Below are 18415 nucleotides of genomic sequence, written 5' to 3'. Positions count from 1 at the left end.
TATATTAAGTAAACGAATTTTTAAGTTATATATTTTAAAATCTGTTTTTATCTTATCAAATTAACTTCATGTTCATGCTTCTAAATTTAGCACTTAAATGATTTTTAACATCACCACGCTAATGATGATGAGCAATAAAAAGAGGGCTTTTTCTAAATTTATCTTTTCGTTGTTAAATACCACGCCAACCAGCACGGCTCCGACCGCTCCGATACCCGTCCAAATCGCGTACGCCACAGACATCGCCATCGCCTGCATCGCGTAGCTAAGAAGCCAGAGCGAAAGGGCGAAATTTGCGACCAAAATCAAAAAATTCGCCGCCTTTTTCACACTGACGCTTTTTTGAAATTTGGTCAGAAAAAACACGCCCGAGACCTCGCAGCATCCCGCTGCCAAAAGAGCTAAAACGTGCGTCAAGATTTTAGCCTTTTTAGCCCCAGTACGCCCGCGATCAGCGTCGCTATGAAAAATAGCCGCAATAAATCCGGCGTCTGGCCGTTTGAGGTGTATTCGCTAACGCTTTCGGCGACTACGATAAAAAACGCTCCAAGCCCCACAAATACGGTATACGCGACGCTAACGGGGATATATTTTAAAGCCTTTATAAACGACACGAAGCTAACGCAGACTAACGCGGCAGTAAGCGCGAATCCTACGGCGCTTTGGGCGTGTTTTAGCCCGTACGCCCAGCCGCACTCGGCGACCGCGCCGCCTAATACCCACAAAAATCCCTTAGTTTGCATCGCCAAGAGCTTGCTTTATCTTAAAAATTTGAGCGATATTTGCATCTAGTTCGTCCAAATTTAACATATTCGGCCCGTCGCAAAGCGCCTCGCAAGGATTAATATGCGTCTCGTAAAAAAATCCGTCCACGCCCGCAGCCGCCGCAGCTCGTGCTAGATACGGCACGAATCTCGCGTCGCCGCCACTTTTTTCGCCAAGAGCGCTTGGCATCTGCACGCTATGCGTCGCATCGAAAATCACGGGCGCAAACTCCCTCATCAGCACCAAATTTCGCATATCTACGACTAAATTTCCGTAGCCAAAGGTGCTGCCTCGCTCCGTTAGCCACACTCCGTTTTGTTTAGCAACCTCGTATCCGTCGCCCTTTACGCCGCGCGTTTCTAGCACTTTTTTGACCGAATGCTTCATCGCAGACGCCGCCAAAAACTGTCCTTTTTTGATATTTACGACCGCTTTTGTTTTAGCCGCAGCTACGAGCAGATCGGTCTGGCGGCACAAAAACGCCGGGATTTGCAGCACATCGGCCACTTCGCCTACGGGCGCGGCCTGGTAGCTCTCGTGGATATCGGTTAAAATTTTAAAGCCGAATTCCTTTTTTACCTTGGCTAAAATTTCGCAACCCTTCTCCAGCCCGGGTCCGCGAAACGAGCTTATACTCGTGCGATTTGCCTTATCAAAGCTTGATTTGAAATAAAAATCTATCCGCTTATCTTCGTTAAATTTAACTAGCCTTTTTGCCACGTCAAAAACGAGCTGCTCGCTTTCTATGACGCAAGGCCCTGCTATTAGTATCATTTTTTCTCCTTTATTTTTCTTTCACAACTAAAATTCCGCTCACTATTACTAGCAAGATGCCTAAAAGTGCCGTTTGGTTTGGCAATACATCGCCCATAAAATAGCCAATTATAAGCGTGAAAATAACGTCTGCGTAGCTAACCGCAGCGATCACTCCAGCCTTTTTGCCAACCGCAAACGCCTTTGTCATGTACGACTGAAAAAAATATCCACTAAGTCCCATTAGCAAGATAAAAATAACGTTATACCAGCTTGGCATGCTAAATTTTGAAAACAAAAAATCAAGTGGCTCATAGGTGAAAAATTCTGCCAAACCCATGCAAATAAGTGGCAAAAATGATCCCCAAAGCATAAAACTTAGCACGATAACATTTGTACCGTAGCTCTTGTTTAGCTCCTTAACGCTCGTGTATGCGATCGCCGCACCAAGACCGCTCCAAACGCCGATAATATCAGTCTTGCTTATGCCTAAATTTGGCTGGATGACAAGCAAAATTCCACCAAATCCCAAAAATACAGCAAACCAGCCAAGTGAGCTTAGACGCTCTTTGAAAATAAAAGCTGCAAGGATAGCCGTAAAGATTGGATTTGTCTTTTGAAATGTAAAAGCTGTGGCCAAATTTACATGAGCGACATTGTAAAAAAAAGCAAAAAGCGCGACCGTACCCACAAAACCGCGAAACATCAACAAGAAAAAGTGTCCACCAGCTTGCTTAAATGGAAATCTATAAATGGCATAAATAACGATAAAAAGGCCTATTAAATTTCTAAAAAAAACAACTTCGATAGATGGCATATCTTTACTAAGATACTTTGCAAATGCGCCAGTAACGGCAAACATAAAGCAAGCAAAGAGCATATAAAAAATACCAAGATGCGAAATATAAAACCTTTTTAACATCACAAGACCTTTAAATTTAAAGTAGCTATTTTAATGAAAAGTGGCTTAAATTTCGGTCGTTTTTTCTTTCATTTTGGTGCTTTTAAGGAAATTTTTATACTTTATATAAGTCAAAAATTTGTATAATCAGCCATCACGAAAAGGACAAAATTTGCAAAAAGTAATATTAGTAGGCAAGCCAAATGTCGGCAAAAGCTCACTTTTTAACCGCTTAGCTGGTCGTCGTATCGCTATAACAAGCGATGTTAGCGGCACGACAAGAGATACGAACAAAGCTAAGATCGAGGTTGAAGGCAAAGAGTGCATTTTAATCGATAGTGGTGGCCTTGATGATAGTAGCGAGCTTTTTAAAAACGTAAAAGCAAAGACCTTGGCAGAGGCTAAAAATTCAGACGCCATTTTATACATGGTCGATGGCAAAATAATGCCAGATGATGAAGATAGAGCCATTTTTTACGAGCTTAGCAAGCTAAATTTACCAATCGCACTAGTCATTAATAAAATAGACAGCAAAAAAGATGAGCAAAGAGAGTGGGAATTTGTAAGTTTTGGCGCGAAAAATTCCTTTGGAATTTCCGTAAGCCACAACACAGGCATAGATGAGCTTAGTATGTGGCTAGCAAAGCATATAGAAGATAAAGTGCAGATAAAGGCCGATACGAGTGAAGATTTTGATGATTTTTTAGAAAATTATAATGACGAGGGCGAGCTAAGCGACGAGATAGACTATGAGAGTAAAAACATTAGAGTTGGCATCATAGGCCGCGTAAATGTCGGCAAAAGCTCACTTCTAAACGCACTTGTAAAAGAGAGTCGCGCCGTCGTTAGCGACGTAGCAGGCACTACGATCGACCCAGTAAATGAAATTTATGAGCATGATGGCAGGGTTTTTGAGTTTGTCGATACTGCTGGTATTAGAAAGCGCGGCAAGATCGAGGGTATCGAGAGATACGCACTAAATAGAACTGAGAAAATTTTAGAAGAGACAGACGTTGCACTACTCGTGCTTGATAGCTCTGAGCCACTAACCGAGCTTGATGAGCGTATCGCTGGCATCGCCTCAAAATTTGAGCTTGGCGTCATCATCGTGCTAAACAAATGGGACAAAAGCAGCGAAGAATTTGACGAGCTTTGCAAAGAGATAAAGGATAGGTTTAGATTCTTAGCATACGCGCCGATTATCAGCGTTTCAGCACTTGGCGGCAAAAGAGTGCATAAAATTTACCCGCTCATAGTTGAAATTTACAAAAACTACACCCAAAAAATCCAAACTTCAAAGCTAAATGAAGTGATCGGCGAAGCGACCAAAGCGCATCCACTGCCACGAGATAAAGGCAGAGTTGTAAAAATTTACTACGCAGTGCAGTTTAAGACTGCACCTATCATGATAGCACTCATTATGAACCGCCCAAAATGCCTGCACTTTAGTTACAAACGCTATCTGACAAACAAGCTTAGAGAGAGTTTTAACCTAACTGGCGTGCCTATCGTGCTAATCCCTAAAAAACGTGGAGAGAGTGATGAAGACAAAGAACAATAATATCGTTTTGATAGGGTTTATGGGTGTTGGCAAAGGCACGACCGCAAGGGCGCTTAGCAAGACTTTAAAGACGATGAACCTTGACTGCGACGACCTGCTAGAGAGCTCACAAAATATGAAGATAAAAGCTATCTTTGAAGAGTACGGAGAGGAGCATTTTAGGCAGCTTGAAAAAGATCTGGCTAAATTTCTAGCAACAAATGTCAAAAATGCAATCATCTCAACAGGTGGCGGCTTTGCCAAGGTTAAAAATTTAAATAAGATCGGCACCGTGATCTATCTAAAAGCAAGCTTTGATGCGATCATGCAAAGGCTAAAAAATAGCAAAAATAGCGAGAAAAAGCTCGCCAAACGTCCACTTTTAAGTGATCTAAAAAGAGCTGAGGCATTGCATCTGGAGCGAGAGGAGCTTTATGAGAAAAAGGCTGATTACATCGTCGAAGTCGAGGGTAAAACTCCAAAGCAAATCGTAAAAGAGATAAGGATGCTTTTAAAAATTTAGTTGTAAAGTGGTGCGAAATACTGCTTGCAACGATAAATTTTAAGATCAGGCTAGATGGCTATCTGGCGTGGTGTTGAAATTTTGAGTCTTTGAGCTAAATTTAACGTTTTGTAGTTAGAAATTTTGGCGAAGTATCGTAAGATAATTTTTTGCCTCACTTTATTCGCAACGCTAAAGCGACGAGAGTTGTGTGATAAAAATTTTAAGATTAAGCTAGACTAAAAAGTCTAACGTGATGTTAAAAATTTAAACGTTTTGGCAAAGATTTTTTGTTTAGGTGAGGCAAAATTTTGTTTTTAAGCAAAGGCTAGACGTATGGTCTACCAGTTAAATTTTAAGATTAGATTAGATACAAAAACTCTAATGTAACGTTAAAATTTAAAAAAGTATTTTGGCGAAGTGTTTTGAGATGAATTTAAATGTTGTGTAGTCAAATTTTAATCAAGACTAGGCATTTAGCCTGTCGATGATTAAATTTTACAAACTCATTTAAAGGCGCTCAAAAAACGAAACCAAAATTTGAAAGGATAAGATGAGAGTATTAACCGGCCTCCAACCCTCCGGCAAACTACACCTTGGCAACTATTTTGCCTCGATAAAGCAGATGGTTGATATGCAAGAGCAAAATGAGATGTTTATGTTTATAGCAAACTACCATGCGATGACAAGCCTTAGCGAGGCCAAAGCCCTAAAACAAAACACTTTTGAGGCTGCATGTGCGTTTTTGGCACTTGGGATCGATCCAAATAAGAGCATATTTTGGGTGCAAAGTGATGTTAAAGACGTGCTTGAGCTTTACTGGGTACTAAGTCAGCACACGCCTATGGGGCTTCTTGAGCGCGCACATAGTTACAAAGATAAAGTCGCAAAAGGTCTTAGTTCGCACCACGGACTCTTTAGCTATCCAGTTTTGATGGCAGCTGACATTTTGCTTTATAACGCGCAGGTCGTACCCGTGGGCAAGGATCAGATCCAGCACGTAGAGATCGCTCGTGATATTGCGATAAAATTTAACAACGAGCATGGAGAAATTTTTACATTGCCTGAGGCGAAGATCGATGAAAATGTCGCCACCGTGCCTGGCACAAACGGCGAAAAGATGAGCAAAAGCTATGGCAACACTATTGACATCTTTGCCGATGCTAAAACGCTTAAAAAGCAAATTTCTAGCATCGTGACAGATGGCACACCGCTTGAAGAACCAAAGCAGTGGCAAAACTGCAACGTCTATAATATCGCTAAGCTTTTCTTAGACGAGAGTGGGCAAAAAGAGCTTCAAGCTAGATATGAGCGTGGCGGTGAGGGACATGGGCACTTTAAAGCTTATCTAAATGAGCTTATTTGGGACTATTTTAAAGATGCGAGAGAGAAATTTGAGCATTATCAAAATAATCCTGACGAAGTGTCTGGAATTTTAGAAATAGGAGCCAAAAAGGCAAGTAATGTTGCTCAAACAACAATAAAAAAAGTTCGTGAAGCAGTCGGAATTTATTAATAAAGGAAAAATATGCAAAATTTATATCCATACGCACAGATAGTTCATCTTTTTTGTGCAATCATCTTTGTTGGTTACCTCTTTTTTGATGTAATCATTTTTAAGGCAGCTTGTAAAAAAATGCCACCTGAGCTTGCTCAAAAGGCAAAACAAGCTATCGGTTCAGTTGCTATTAAGATAATGCCACTTTGTATCTTGCTTTTGGTATTAACTGGAGGCATGATGATGAGTAACTGGGTCGGATCAAAGGCTGGAGGCTACTTTGAGACAAATTTACAAATCATTTTTATGATCAAATTTTTCTTAGCGATGCTAATCGTAGCTGCAGTTATAACAAATTTGAGCTGCAAATTTATATTTAAACGCCCTAGCCCACTTGGCAACATACATCCATTTGCGCTAACAGCGGCAGTTTTTATCGTACTTTTTGCAAAAGTTATGTTTATGGTTTAAGGATATAGGATGATAAATTTAAAACTACTCGAGACAAATTACGATGAATTTGTAAAAAAGCTTGAGGGCAAAAATGTAAAAGCTGGACTACTTGACGAGCTTTTACAAACTTTTAATGAACTAAAACAAAAGCGCAAAGCACTTGAAAATTTCCAAGCGATCCAAAACGCAAAGAGCAAAGAGCTTGGTATAAAAGCAAGAGCTGGTGAAGACGTGAGTGAGCTTAAAAATGAGCTAAATTTAAACAAAGCTGCGCTTGCTGATGCTGATGAGATCGTTAAACAATATGAAGAAAAGCTTGAGCAAATTTCATTTAATGTGCCAAATATCACCGATGATGATGTGCCATTTGGTAAGGACGAGGACGATAATGTCTGCATAAAAACGGTGCTTGAGCCAACTAAATTTAGCTTTACACCAAAAGAGCACTGGGAGTTAGGTGAGAGCCTTGGCTGGCTTGACTTTGAAAGAGGCGCAAAGCTCTCAGGATCTCGCTTTACCGTGCTTAGAGGCATGGGAGCAAGGCTTAGTAGAGCGCTTGTTAATTACATGATCGACTTTAACAGCGCGCGTGGCTTCGAGCTTGTAAATGTCCCTTATCTAGTAAGCTCAAATACACTTTTTGGTACTGGCCAGCTGCCTAAATTTGAAGAGGATCTTTACAAAGTGCGCGACGAAGACCTCTACCTCATCCCAACTAGCGAAGTGCCTGTGACAAATTTATACAACGATACGATCATTGAAGCTGAGCAGTTACCTATAAAGATGACTTGCTACTCAGCATGCTTCCGCCAAGAGGCAGGCTCAGCAGGACGTGACACTAGAGGTATGATCCGCCAGCACCAGTTTGAAAAGGTCGAGCTAGTAAGTATCACAAGACCTGATCAAAGCGAAGACGTGCTAAATGAAATGGTAGCGTGTGCAAGCGATCTACTAACTAGCCTTGGACTTCCTCACCGCCATATGCTTCTTTGCAGTGGTGATCTAGGCTTTAGCGCGGCAAAGACGATAGACCTTGAGGTTTGGCTACCAGGTCAAGGTAAATATAGAGAGATTAGCTCTATTTCCAATACTCGAGATTTTCAAGCAAGGCGTGCAAAAATTCGTTTTAAAGATGGCAAGAAAAATATGCTTGTAAATACGCTAAATGGCTCAAGTCTGGCAGTTGGCAGGACGCTAATAGCGATAATGGAAAACTACCAAAAAGCAGATGGCACTATCGAAATTCCAGAAGTTCTTAAAAGGTATATGTAGTGGCTGAAGAAGAGGTTGTAGTTTTAAAACCACCTGGCGAGCAAACAGAGCAAGAAGTGCCTGAAGAGGCAAAAGCCGAGGCACCTGAAGAGATCGTTTCACTTGAGAGTATCGCAAGTGAAGGCGTGTTACAAGACGAGAGCATCCCAGAGCCAATCCCTGTAAAAAAGAGCAATAAAAAGCTCTTTATAATAGCAGGCGTGGTCGCTCTAGTACTTATCATCTTGATAGTGGTTTTGCTAGTTATCTTACTAAAGAAAGACAAAAAAGAAAACATAGATGCTGCAAGTATCGTAAAAAATATAGAAAACAACTACAAAACACAAAATTTTGGCGCTTCAAAGATCGATGAAATGATAAATAAAGCCAATCAGCTCTACGAGCGTGGCAATAAATTTGAGGCTCTAAAAATCTATGAAAACGTAGCTGTTTATAACCAGTCACTTTCAAACTACAACCTCGGCGTTTCGCAGATGAAACAAGAAAGATGTGATGAGGCGATCGTATCTTTTAATAAAGCTATAACTGATAGAGAAAACACAGCAGTTAGCGCCATAAACGCTGCTGTTTGCTCACTCGAGCTAAATAACACTAAAAATTTTAGCTACTATATAGGACTTGCTGACTCATTTTTGCAGTATGAAAACAACTCGCCACTTTATAGCTATTACTATGCGCTTATAAACTATTATAAAGGCAACTATTACGAGGCGCTTCAAGCACTTTCTCATCCAAATACTGCGGATTATAAAAATGAATATGCGTATTTAAGCGCAAAAATTTTATCACTTCTTGGAGATGATGAGAGAGCAATAGCCAAACTTGAGAGCCAAAAAGCATTTAAAGCCGACTTCACGCTAGCACAGCTCTATGCAAGACTTGGCAAATACGACAAGGCAAGGGATTATTTAACAAAAGCTTCTAAAAACACGCCAAATATCGATCTTATCAAGATGACTGAGGCGCTAATTGATCTAAAAACTGCTGACTACGGCGACGCAGCTGCATTTATCAAAGATGTTTACGACTACAATGCTTCTTTGCCAAGCAAAATTTACAAGATAAAAACGATACTAAAGCCTGATCTTTTTGATGTCAGCCTAGCTCAGGCGCATTTTAGCGACGATATGTTTTTTGATAGAACAAGGCGCTATGAGACCCTTTTTTACTTCGCGCCTTACAAGGTCTTTGATGCAAAACAGAGTATCGAACAGATAAGAAAAGGCGGTGTTAGCGTCTTTTTAGACGATACATCAGCAGCAAATGACTACCTTAGCCAAAGTGCGGCTGCTTCAAAAGTAAATGCAAAACTTAGCGAAGCTATCGCAAAAGCGCTAAGCTACCGCTTAAAGGAAGCAAATAAAGAGTTTGAAGAGCTAGCCAGCACTTATCCAAATCACTCTATCTTGCAATACAATCTCGCCTTAAGTTACGCTCAGCTTGGAAATTTTAGCCTTGCAGCAAAGCACTTCATAGCAAGCTATCATCAAGATGTAAATAACCATCTTGCAGGTATTTTTGGGGCGATTTGTCTAGATATAAATAGAAATTTAAACCCAAAACTCATTGAAGAGATTGGCGAAAATTTAGAAAACGATAAGAGCTTAAAGCCTGTAAATTTATATGCCTCACTTCTAAGTCTGGTTAGCGGTAACCAAAGTGCGATGATAAGATGGCTTGAAGAACCAAAAGAGCAGACAATGCTAAATTTAGCCTTTGATATCATCATCGCAAAAGTAACAAACAATGACGAGCTAATGGCAAAGAAAGCTGATGAGCTACTAAAAATTTTGCCAAATGATATTATTGCAAATATCTTAAATTTCATCTCGAAAAACAAAGAGCAAAATGTCAAAGAGTATGCAAAAGCGATACAAATTCACTTTAATGGCAAGCAGCTTGATTCAAACGCTTTCTATCACGGCGCTGATATCATCAAAAAGCAATACATCAAGCTACTTCAAATTTCAGGCTTACTTACAAGAGAGCGTGATAAGTTAAGAGCCGAGCTAAAAAATGCTCCAAAGAATATAAATTTAATCCAAACTCTGGCCTACATCGATATCTTTACAAACGACTTTGAAGAGAGCTATAAACTTTATAATCAAGCAATCGATGAGTTTAAAGTAAATGACGCTAGCACATTATTTTTAGCATCTGTGGCTGCGACAGGAACTGGAAAAGTATCAAACGCAATCGCGCTTTTAGAGCTAACAAAACTAAATGATGCTAGTGCTATCGAAAATAGAATAGCTCTTGGCCTAATGTATCAGCAGATAGACAATATAAAAGCAGCTCTTATACAATACAGCAAAATAGGAAATGTTGAGTATGAAAGCGAATTTTACGACTTTGAGATAGATAATGAGTAATAAAATTTAACTAGGCCTTGACCTAGTTAAATCCATGTTATAAGAGCTTTAAAAATTTCTCAAAATTACCAACCAAGAAAGTAAAAATTTTATTAAAGTTTAGCTTTTTCATTCGAGCTTAGTTTAAATAGCACTCGTTAGTGCCCCTACCTTTGCGAGACGTTATAAAAAAAGCTAACGATCTGTTTTGCTAGACGTTCTTTAAAAAATGGCCAAATGTAGCTTGGCGAATAGACATTGCCAGCTTGCATAAGCGAGATATTTGTCGCCTTTTCGCCACCATTTTTTGGACGCACTAGCACGCTTACTTGCATGTGATAAGTATAGCTATTCGTACTAAAGTCATCATCATCGTAATAGCCAAATGGGAAAAACATCGAGTAACCAAAGCCAAAGCTTGGTCTGCCAAAGCCATATCCCATGCCCATTGAAAATCTAGGATCTCTTTTTATTATCCTAGAAAAGCTTTGCACATCACCAAGGATGATGAAGTCAGCATTTTTGATATTTGGCTCGTTTCTGAAGCCAGCCTTTGCAAACTCACTTAAAATTTCAGTATTTACATCTTGTCCGGTCGCGCTATTTTTAAAATTTACATAGACGCTTTTATTTGCTTCATTAAGCGTAAAAAATATAGGCTCGCTCGTTTTAACCGAGATATTTGGAGTGCTGCTAGCACATCCAACAAAAAATATCGCCAAGACAAATAAAAAGAAATTTTTCATATTCACTCCTACAAGAGCGATCTTATAGCACTTTCAAGTACACTTTTTGGTGTAAGACCGATAAATTTTGATCGCATCTTACCATCTTTATCAAAAAAATAGATAACTGGCACGCCCATGACTCCACCAACTGCCTTACTAAAGTAATCAACTGAAACCTTGTCACTCGTAGTTTTAAAGGTGATGTTGTGCTCTTTTAAAAGCTCAATATCTTTATCAAAGCCTTTACTAGGTCCTAAAACACCAATGAATTGAACCTCTTTACCATACTCTTTTTCAAGTGTATTTAGATCAGGTATAGCGGCCTTGCACACTCCGCAATCCGTACCAAAGAAAAATAGCATATATGGCTTATCGCCTATCTTTAGCCTCTTTTCCGTTGGAAAAAACTGCGTATCAATGCCGCTTGAGTCGTTTAGCGTGATATGATGCTTCTCATACTGCTTGACGCAGCCCATAACTAGGGCTGAGACTAGACATAAAAATAAAATTTTATATCTCATTTGGTACCTTTGGGTTTTCAATAGTGCGAATTTTCTCTAGCTTACCATGTCTTAGATAAACGATCTTATCGCCATACTCGCCAAGATCAGGGTTGTGAGTTACTAGAAGTATCGTCTTGCCATCTTTTCTTAGCTTGCAAAATAGATCAAGTATAACTCTTTCATTTGCTTCATCAAGGTTACCAGTTGGCTCATCTGCTATTAAAATTTCAGGATCGTTTATGAGTGAGCGTGCGATACAAAGGCGTTGTTGCTCACCGCCACTTAGCTGACTTGGCCTGTGTGTTAGCCTGTGAGAAAGACCAACTGCCTCAAGTGCCTTTTTAGCGTCCTCTTCATCAACTGAGCTGTGATAGTACTGAGCGATCATCACATTTTCAAGTGCGCTAAGATATGGCACTAAGTGAAACTGCTGAAAAATAAGACCGATCTTTTCACGTCTAAATTTAAGTGTATCGTCAGCATTTAGATTGCTCGCATCATCGCCACCAAGCATATAAGTACCACTGCTTGGAGTATCCATTAGAGAAAGGATATTTACAAGCGTACTCTTACCACTACCACTTGGTCCCATTACGCTAACCCACTCACCTTTTTTAACCTCAAAATTTATATCATCAAGTGCTTTAACATCGCCAAAAATTTTACAAATATTTTTTAGTTCTAGTGCATTTTGCATATCATTCTCCTCTTAATGTATCTGCCATTTTATTATTAAGTGCCCGTTTGATCGGATAAAATGCTGCGATCGCTGCAAATAAAAGCGATATTATCACAGCTACTGGGATGCTTAAAATTCTAAAATCAATACTAGAATCAAATATCGCATAACCTAAAATTTGAGCTAGTAAATATCCTAAAAATGCACCAACTAATGCTGAGATGAGCGCTGTTACAAATGTCTCAAAGCCAAATAGCTTTAATACATCCTTTTTGCTTGCACCTATGGCTCTAAGAAGTGCGATCTCCTTTGAGCGAGAGAGCAAGATAGCACTAAGCGTTGTGTTTACGCACATTGAAGTAATGAGCAAAATAACAAGGCTAACAAGTGCCATTAATAGCTTGATCTTTTCCAAGATATAGCCCTCAGACTTTGAAACCTTTGCCACTGGTTTTGCAGCTATTTCTTCATTACTTATAGTCTTTGCGAGCGATGTTATCTCGTCAAAGTTACCAAGCACAACAGCTTCAGCATAGTTTATTTTGCCAGCTTTATTTGAAATTTTTTGAGCCAAAGATAGTGACGTGATCAAAAGCGCATCCTCTTTGTCGCCACTTGCGACTACGCCCTTTATCTTTACATTTATGCTCTCATTTGAGCCAATGGCGCGAATTTCTATATCATCGCCTGCCTTAAAGCCAGCCTGACGAGCAAGATCAACGCCTATTAGCACGTTTTTATCATCAAAATCGACATTTATCATCGTTCCATCTCTAACATCTAAAAATGGTTTAACTTTTTTTAGATTGCTAAATTTTGTTCCCATGACGATAGCATTTGTTGGACCGATATTTGCCTGAGCAAAGAGATAGCCGCTCTCACCAAGAAGCTTATCTTTTGGCACTTTAGCGATCATTTCATTGTAAGTTTTTTCACTCATATCATCGCTTGTAGCCATATCTTTTGGAGCAAAGATCATATTTGCGCCATAAGTTTTTAGCTCACGTGAGACCTTTGAGTCTATATCAAGATAGACATTGACAAACGCAGCACACACGCATGCTCCAAGTAAGATAGAGATTACGATGACCATTACTCTTGATGAGCCGTTTTTTAAACTTTTATAAATTGTATTGTAAAAGAATTTGCTATTTGCGGTCATATAGCACCTCCGCAGGTAGTAAATTTATGACGTTTCTCATTGGCATTAGCGAGCCAACGACTGAGATAAGCAGGGCAAATGCCACGCTTATTGGCAGCACTATCCAAGCTATGCCTATGCCGTGAGAGAAGATGATGTAAGACATCACGTAGCTTAGAGCGTAACCCAAAAATGCTCCAGTGATGCCCGCAAAAAAAGCTACCACAAGGCTCTCGCTAGCAAATAAAGCGTAAATTTCAAAGTTGCTAGCACCTATAGCTTTTAAAAGGCCGATCTCTTTCTTACGGCGGTAAATTTCACTTGTCATTAGTGACGTTATACCAATAGCTGAAACCACAAGAGCGATGATGCTAACGATACCCATTAGGCTTTGGATTTTCTTTACGATATTACTCTCCGCATCACTTACTTGAAGGCTTGCCTTTGCGCTAACATTTGGTAAATTTTCTTCTATCTGAAATGCGATTGATCCTGCATAGGCTGAGCAGTACCATTTATCGTACTCTGCGCTATCAAGATTGTCTAAATTTCTTCTTGCTTTTAACGATAGGTCATTTTCTGGGATCGTCATGGCTGAGACCTCAGCTTTTGTATATGAGCCAGCGTGACCTGAGAGATCACCAGCAAGCTTTAGTGAGCCAACTAGCTTATGCGTCTCGTCACTAGCTCCTTTTAAAATTCCAACTATCCTAACCTCTCTTGTGCCATTTTTGCCCACAAGGCTAAGCTTGTCGCCAACCTTTAAATTTTTAGCCTTAGAAAGTTCTTCACCAACTAAAATTTCATCCATACTTTCATCTTTTGGCCAAACACCCTCAACGCCCCAAAATCCATACAAGCTCTTAACACCTGTGCTAAATTCTGGCTCATCTTTTAGACCGATATTTTTATCAAAATAGGTTCCTTCAAAGGCAAAGTCAATTCCTTTTTCATCTTTAACTTTTGCTTCTAAAAACGGCGCAAAAGCAACGATATTGTTTCTCCAAAAGATCTCTTTTATCTTATAGATATCAGCCTCTGGGAGTAAATTTTGTGATTTTAGTGGGGTGAAATTTTTACCCTCGATCTCGATACTTAAGCTCTCACCTCGTGGCAAAACAACGATATTTGAGCCATATCCTCTAAGCTCAGTTGCTACTTGATCGCCGATTTTTAGCGTGATATTTAGCATGCAAGCTATCAAAAGAGCAGCTAGCAAGATGGTGATAAAGGCCATCGTCTTTTGCACCTTTGAGCCAGTGATCGAGCTTTTTATCATTCTTAGTTGCATATTTTTCATTTTAACGTTCCATTTGTTTCTACATATTTTTCTGGATTTGCTTCAAATTTCGCTTGAGTTTCGTTGTTCTCAAAGAAATATGTGCGTCCGTAGTATAAATATGATCTTGAATCAAGATTGCTCACCTTTTTGCGACTAACTGGGTCAAGCACCATTTTTTCGACAACCTTACTAAAGAAATTTGCTCCATCTGTAATAGTTTTATAATCAACTATAATATTTTTGCCATCGAAGATAAATGGCATTGGTATCGGGTTGCAACCACCTTCTTTACCAACTGATGGCAAGAAAATTCTAACATTACAAGAGATGCAAATAAGATCATTTCCTCTTTTTATATAGCCCATATCGCCACATATCATGCATGAATCAAAGACGATGACAGGCGATACACGGTCGCTAAAGCGGTTTAGTAAGAAAAATCTTATCTGTTTGCCCTCATCTGTTATATAAGCAAATCTGTGAAGTTCATTATCTTTTAGCATATCAACATCAAATATAAATTTATCTCCCACTGGCTCAACCAAGACTGGCTCTGAAATTTCAGGTGGACGAGATGCGTAAAGATCATAATAGAGCGAAAATCCAAGTGCTATCAAAATACTACAAAATGCAAATTTTGCATTATCAGAAATATTTTCTCTAATGGCTTTTGTAAAGCGGTATTTAATAGAACCAAATTTATTTTTATCAATACTTTTTGGCATAAAGAAAAGTGCAGTGATACATAAAAGCAAGATCACAAATATATAAAAATAAGTACCAAATTCTGATACGTAAATACCTTTTGCACTAACAGATAGAATCTGAGAGTTTAACTCACTACTTATCTTTAAAGCCCCAGCACGCAAAAGCTCAAGCGCTGTCTGAGAGCTCCTATCGATTAGCAAGAAAACTAAAGTGATAAGGGCTAAAATTTTAGCTATTAATGGAGAAATGCTAGATTTTAAATTCGAAATAAAAAAGAATAAAAATACGAGCAAAATCATTGCAAATATCATTAGAAAGAAGCTAATGACAGAAAGCGTATCTAGTAGCTCGCCACCAAATAGCGGGAACAATGCACTACTTGAGCTATAACCAAAGCCAAAGCCGATGCCTAAAATAAAAAACGTTACAATTTTTGCTATCTTAAGCTCAAGAAATATCCATAAAATGCTAATTAGTAGAAAAACTAGTGTCACTGAATCGATGAAAATTTTAAACTGATCATCTACAAGTGCGTGACGAACGACTTTAAAGATAAATATACCAGCAACAACTCCAAAAAGTGACGGTAAAAAGAGTGTTTTTAAACTTTTATCCTTGTTATTTAAGGCAGCAAAAAGCGTAAATCCAAGGAGGGCTAAAAAGACCTGATAGAAATAAATTGACATAACTAAACCCTGTGAGAATTTTTTTAAAAGGGGCGAGAACGCCCCTGGCGATTATTTAACAGGACCACCTGTCCATTGAAATTTATAAGTTGTTGTGAAAGGCTCAAACCATTTACCAACACCGCTCTCTTTGTCAGCGTGACGACCAAAACCTTGTTTTTCTGGATTATCAATGTGGAATTTAAGCTCATAGTTACCTACGCCTGTATCCATTTTTACGTTAGCACCATAGTGTGGGCCATCGCTTGCAACCATTGGCATAAAGGTACCTTTTTTAACTTTGCCGTTATCAAGGTTTTTTAGCTCGTAGTTAATCTTTAGGTATGGGATCCACTCACCTTCGCCAAAGCCGTTTTTATTACCAGCAATAGCGTGTATGTCAGCTTCTAGGTGAAAATCAGCTAGGCTTGGAGCTAGGTCAATACCCTTTGGTTCCATGTCGATTGGTTGCAAATAAACTGCAGCTATCTCCATGCCATTAGCCTCTACAGGCTCACCGATTGGATGCTCTCCAGCAAGTGCAAAACCAGCTGCTAGGCTAAGTGCTAGGGCTGAACTAAGAATTTTATTCATATTCTCTCCTTTAAATAAGATTAATTTTTATTTTGTTTTGATTTCATAATAACGATGCCTATAACTAGGGCAAGCACCATAATGATTTGAGGCACTAAACTCTCATAATATGGCTGAAATCCTAGCCAGTCTCTCATCCAGTCAGGGAAGCTAAGTCCATTTATGATAGTTGGGATGAAAATTTTACCCTCAACTAGCTCGCCGACACCCTTGCCAACAAAGACAATCGACATATAAAAGATAATAGCTGACGTAAATATAAAAAATGGTTTAATAGGAATTTTAACAGCAAAAATTTTAAATAAGAAATAGACTATTAAAAGAACGACAAGTCCTATCACAAAGCCAGCTGCAATCATCGAGTAACCAGCTGAATCTTTAGCTCCAAAAATAAGTGCCTGATAAAATAGTACAGTTTCAGCACCCTCTCTAAATACTGCTAAAAATACAGTCCACCAAAGCGTTGTAGTTGAGCCACTTGAGATAGAGTCGGAGACGTGTGATTTGATGTAGTCATTCCATTTTTTAGCACCAGCATTTGAAAGAAGCCAGAAACCAACATAAAATAGAAGTCCCACTGCAACAAGCATCGTGATGCCTTCCATAAGCTCTCTTTTTTGACCTGCTGCCTCGCCAAAAATAACATTCATTAGCCATGCCATAACAAAGCTTAAGATAACAGCCACACCAACTGAGCTATAAACAACTTTGCCCATCGCTTTAGCATTACCAGTTTTTACAAGATATGCAACAACAGCAGCAACGATAATAAGTGCTTCAAAGCCTTCTCTTAAAATAATAGTCAAAGCCCAAACGAATAAAGACCAAGGTGAGCTTGAGCTGCTAGTTTTCTCAAGTGCAGCTGCTAGCTGAGATGACATTTTGCTTGCACTTTCTTGAAGAGTTTTTTCATCTGCGCCTGACTTCATAAGGGCTACAAGATTGCCAAATGTAGCTTCAATAGCTGTTTTTAAATTTACATCTATTGCGCCTACTTTATTCTCCATGCCGCTACCTTCAAACTCATCAAAGTAGATGTCTTGGATATCGCCCATGGCTTTTTTTGCATCACCATTTTTATAAAGTGTGATAGCAGCTTGAATTTTGTCGTTTATGTTTTGAACGACTTTGGTATAATCTACACCACTATCTTCTTCAGAAGCTGCTTCTACATCGCTCATATCAACTTTTGCAAGTTTTGCAGTATCAGCTGGGAGTTTTGAGATAGCATCATATGCTAGTTTCTTGATCTCATCTAGCTTAGTTTTAAAGTCATCTTTGCTTATACCATTTGTGATGCCGCTGATCGCTTCGCCCATCTTTCTTTGGATATCAGCATCTATGCTTTTACCATTTTCTATATGCTGGCGAATAGCGATTTCAAGTTGAGTATTTCTGTAATCTGTAAATTTAGCATCTTGGATAGCACTTTTAGCATCATCTTGTTTATCGCTCTCATAGCTTGCTATTGCTTTATCTAGATCAGCTGATAAATTTGCAAATGCCACTTTCCACTCAGGGATAAATTTAGAAGTATCATAGTCAGTTGCAGCAGCTTGAGCTGGGCTGTCTGAATACTCACCAACTAGCCTATGTCCTTTTAAAATAACCGGTAGAACTTCAGCGATCTCGCTATTTATCTGGTCAATTCTTTTTTGAACATCATCAGGCGCTTCACCTGCTTTTATCGCCTTTCTGATCTCGCCAAATTGCTTCTCCATAGAGTAAGCTTTTTTCTGACCTAAATTTATTCTAATGCCAGCTTCAACATCTTCAAATAAGCCAAAATAAGCATTTTGAGTATCACTGACCGCTTGTTCAACATTGCCCGCTCTATACTCTGTTATTACTTTTTGTAGCGACTCTTTTATCTGAGCTGCGACCTGCTCGTAATCCTCATTTTTTGCTATAAGCCAAATAGGCAACAACATAATTAGCATAAATTTTAAGAATTTATTCATTAATAAACACCAAATGGGATTCTTTTGAAGGGAATATGATCAAAGCTTTACTATGCTTAAAATTAAAACGATTAGACTAAAATGACGACAATTGAAGTGTCTCTTATAAACATCTGCAC

General features: G+C 39.1%; 18 protein-coding genes. 6 read left to right on the top strand and 12 right to left on the bottom strand.

Annotated elements, in window-relative coordinates; genetic code table 11:
* Window positions 1–93: 93 nt before the first annotated feature.
* From CVS92_RS06860 to CVS92_RS06845, 4 genes are read right to left on the bottom strand one after another with little or no spacing between them, the layout of a single operon-like run.
* Window positions 94–417, bottom strand: a complete 324-nt coding sequence (locus CVS92_RS06860; protein ID WP_107788970.1) for a DMT family transporter — start codon at window positions 415–417, stop codon at window positions 94–96.
* Window positions 414–743 carry a DMT family transporter gene (locus CVS92_RS06855; protein ID WP_107788971.1) on the bottom strand — a complete coding sequence of 110 codons (330 nt, stop codon included), beginning with the start codon at window positions 741–743 and terminating at the stop codon, window positions 414–416. The genes CVS92_RS06860 and CVS92_RS06855 overlap by 4 nt, the downstream gene beginning before the upstream one ends.
* A complete protein-coding gene (gene kdsA / locus CVS92_RS06850) occupies window positions 733–1539 on the bottom strand; it encodes a 3-deoxy-8-phosphooctulonate synthase (protein ID WP_107788969.1) in 807 nt (268 codons plus the stop codon). The genes CVS92_RS06855 and kdsA overlap by 11 nt, the downstream gene beginning before the upstream one ends.
* Before the next feature lie 10 nt (window positions 1540–1549).
* Window positions 1550–2440, bottom strand: coding sequence for a DMT family transporter (locus CVS92_RS06845; RefSeq protein ID WP_107775857.1), 891 nt, complete (start codon window positions 2438–2440; stop codon window positions 1550–1552).
* Between the two features lie 151 nt (window positions 2441–2591).
* On the opposite strand from CVS92_RS06845, the gene der reads away from it, so the two are divergent.
* From der to CVS92_RS06815, 6 genes are all read left to right on the top strand, one after another.
* Entirely contained in the window at window positions 2592–3980 is a 1389-nt protein-coding gene (gene der / locus CVS92_RS06840; RefSeq protein WP_107788968.1) for a ribosome biogenesis GTPase Der, read from the top strand.
* On the top strand, window positions 3961–4482 hold the full coding sequence (locus CVS92_RS06835; protein WP_107788967.1) for a shikimate kinase: 522 nt from the start codon (window positions 3961–3963) through the stop codon (window positions 4480–4482). The genes der and CVS92_RS06835 overlap by 20 nt, the downstream gene beginning before the upstream one ends.
* 532 nt (window positions 4483–5014) lie before the next feature.
* Window positions 5015–5977: a tryptophan--tRNA ligase gene (trpS, locus tag CVS92_RS06830; protein WP_084041683.1), complete on the top strand. Its 963-nt coding sequence runs from the start codon at window positions 5015–5017 to the stop codon at window positions 5975–5977.
* Window positions 5978–5989: 12 nt separating this feature from the next.
* On the top strand, window positions 5990–6430 hold the full coding sequence (locus CVS92_RS06825; protein ID WP_021090475.1) for a hypothetical protein: 441 nt from the start codon (window positions 5990–5992) through the stop codon (window positions 6428–6430).
* Between the two features lie 9 nt (window positions 6431–6439).
* A complete protein-coding gene (serS, locus tag CVS92_RS06820) occupies window positions 6440–7684 on the top strand; it encodes a serine--tRNA ligase (RefSeq protein ID WP_087576612.1) in 1245 nt (414 codons plus the stop codon).
* The gene (locus CVS92_RS06815) at window positions 7684–10056 is read left to right on the top strand and encodes a tetratricopeptide repeat protein (protein ID WP_107788966.1); all 2373 of its coding nucleotides are present in this window, start codon (window positions 7684–7686) and stop codon (window positions 10054–10056) included. The genes serS and CVS92_RS06815 overlap by 1 nt, the downstream gene beginning before the upstream one ends.
* A 146-nt stretch (window positions 10057–10202) precedes the next feature.
* On the opposite strand, the gene CVS92_RS06810 is transcribed toward CVS92_RS06815, so the two are convergent.
* The 8 genes from CVS92_RS06810 to CVS92_RS06775 are packed head-to-tail and all read right to left on the bottom strand — an operon-like array spanning window position 10203 to window position 18296.
* The gene (locus CVS92_RS06810; protein WP_072593881.1) at window positions 10203–10781 is read right to left on the bottom strand and encodes a hypothetical protein; all 579 of its coding nucleotides are present in this window, start codon (window positions 10779–10781) and stop codon (window positions 10203–10205) included.
* An 8-nt stretch (window positions 10782–10789) separates the two neighbouring features.
* Window positions 10790–11284: a TlpA family protein disulfide reductase gene (locus CVS92_RS06805; RefSeq protein ID WP_021090806.1), complete on the bottom strand. Its 495-nt coding sequence runs from the start codon at window positions 11282–11284 to the stop codon at window positions 10790–10792.
* Entirely contained in the window at window positions 11274–11963 is a 690-nt protein-coding gene (locus tag CVS92_RS06800) for an ABC transporter ATP-binding protein (RefSeq protein WP_054196145.1), read from the bottom strand. The genes CVS92_RS06805 and CVS92_RS06800 overlap by 11 nt, the downstream gene beginning before the upstream one ends.
* A 1-nt stretch (window position 11964) precedes the next feature.
* Window positions 11965–13107 carry an ABC transporter permease gene (locus CVS92_RS06795; protein ID WP_084108994.1) on the bottom strand — a complete coding sequence of 381 codons (1143 nt, stop codon included), beginning with the start codon at window positions 13105–13107 and terminating at the stop codon, window positions 11965–11967.
* Window positions 13094–14386, bottom strand: coding sequence for an ABC transporter permease (locus tag CVS92_RS06790; protein WP_107788965.1), 1293 nt, complete (start codon window positions 14384–14386; stop codon window positions 13094–13096). Before CVS92_RS06790 ends, CVS92_RS06795 begins: the two co-directional genes overlap by 14 nt.
* Entirely contained in the window at window positions 14383–15762 is a 1380-nt protein-coding gene (locus tag CVS92_RS06785; RefSeq protein ID WP_107788964.1) for a Fe-S-containing protein, read from the bottom strand. Before CVS92_RS06785 ends, CVS92_RS06790 begins: the two co-directional genes overlap by 4 nt.
* Window positions 15763–15813: 51 nt before the next feature.
* On the bottom strand, window positions 15814–16335 hold the full coding sequence (locus CVS92_RS06780) for an iron transporter (protein ID WP_084041674.1): 522 nt from the start codon (window positions 16333–16335) through the stop codon (window positions 15814–15816).
* 20 nt (window positions 16336–16355) lie between these two features.
* On the bottom strand, window positions 16356–18296 hold the full coding sequence (locus CVS92_RS06775) for an FTR1 family iron permease (protein ID WP_107788963.1): 1941 nt from the start codon (window positions 18294–18296) through the stop codon (window positions 16356–16358).
* Window positions 18297–18415 lie beyond the last annotated feature (119 nt).

This window comes from Campylobacter concisus, from assembly GCF_003048555.1.
In the GTDB taxonomy this organism is placed as follows: Bacteria; Campylobacterota; Campylobacteria; order Campylobacterales; family Campylobacteraceae; genus Campylobacter_A; species Campylobacter_A concisus_AO.
Note: the sequence above shows the minus strand (reverse complement) of the source record. Positions and strands in the feature narration are given on the sequence as shown.

Excerpts from the sequence above, each read along its gene's own strand:
- CVS92_RS06855 (WP_107788971.1), bottom strand. The coding sequence starts at position 743 with ATGCAAACTAAGGGATTTTTGTGGGTATTAGGCGGCGCGGTCGCCGAG.
- kdsA (WP_107788969.1), bottom strand. The coding sequence starts at position 1,539 with ATGATACTAATAGCAGGGCCTTGCGTCATAGAAAGCGAGCAGCTCGTT.
- CVS92_RS06845 (WP_107775857.1), bottom strand. The coding sequence starts at position 2,440 with ATGTTAAAAAGGTTTTATATTTCGCATCTTGGTATTTTTTATATGCTC.
- CVS92_RS06835 (WP_107788967.1), top strand. The coding sequence starts at position 3,961 with ATGAAGACAAAGAACAATAATATCGTTTTGATAGGGTTTATGGGTGTT.
- trpS (WP_084041683.1), top strand. The coding sequence starts at position 5,015 with ATGAGAGTATTAACCGGCCTCCAACCCTCCGGCAAACTACACCTTGGC.
- CVS92_RS06825 (WP_021090475.1), top strand. The coding sequence starts at position 5,990 with ATGCAAAATTTATATCCATACGCACAGATAGTTCATCTTTTTTGTGCA.
- serS (WP_087576612.1), top strand. The coding sequence starts at position 6,440 with ATGATAAATTTAAAACTACTCGAGACAAATTACGATGAATTTGTAAAA.
- CVS92_RS06810 (WP_072593881.1), bottom strand. The coding sequence starts at position 10,781 with ATGAAAAATTTCTTTTTATTTGTCTTGGCGATATTTTTTGTTGGATGT.
- CVS92_RS06805 (WP_021090806.1), bottom strand. The coding sequence starts at position 11,284 with ATGAGATATAAAATTTTATTTTTATGTCTAGTCTCAGCCCTAGTTATG.
- CVS92_RS06800 (WP_054196145.1), bottom strand. The coding sequence starts at position 11,963 with ATGCAAAATGCACTAGAACTAAAAAATATTTGTAAAATTTTTGGCGAT.
- CVS92_RS06795 (WP_084108994.1), bottom strand. The coding sequence starts at position 13,107 with ATGACCGCAAATAGCAAATTCTTTTACAATACAATTTATAAAAGTTTA.
- CVS92_RS06790 (WP_107788965.1), bottom strand. The coding sequence starts at position 14,386 with ATGAAAAATATGCAACTAAGAATGATAAAAAGCTCGATCACTGGCTCA.
- CVS92_RS06785 (WP_107788964.1), bottom strand. The coding sequence starts at position 15,762 with ATGTCAATTTATTTCTATCAGGTCTTTTTAGCCCTCCTTGGATTTACG.
- CVS92_RS06780 (WP_084041674.1), bottom strand. The coding sequence starts at position 16,335 with ATGAATAAAATTCTTAGTTCAGCCCTAGCACTTAGCCTAGCAGCTGGT.
- CVS92_RS06775 (WP_107788963.1), bottom strand. The coding sequence starts at position 18,296 with ATGAATAAATTCTTAAAATTTATGCTAATTATGTTGTTGCCTATTTGG.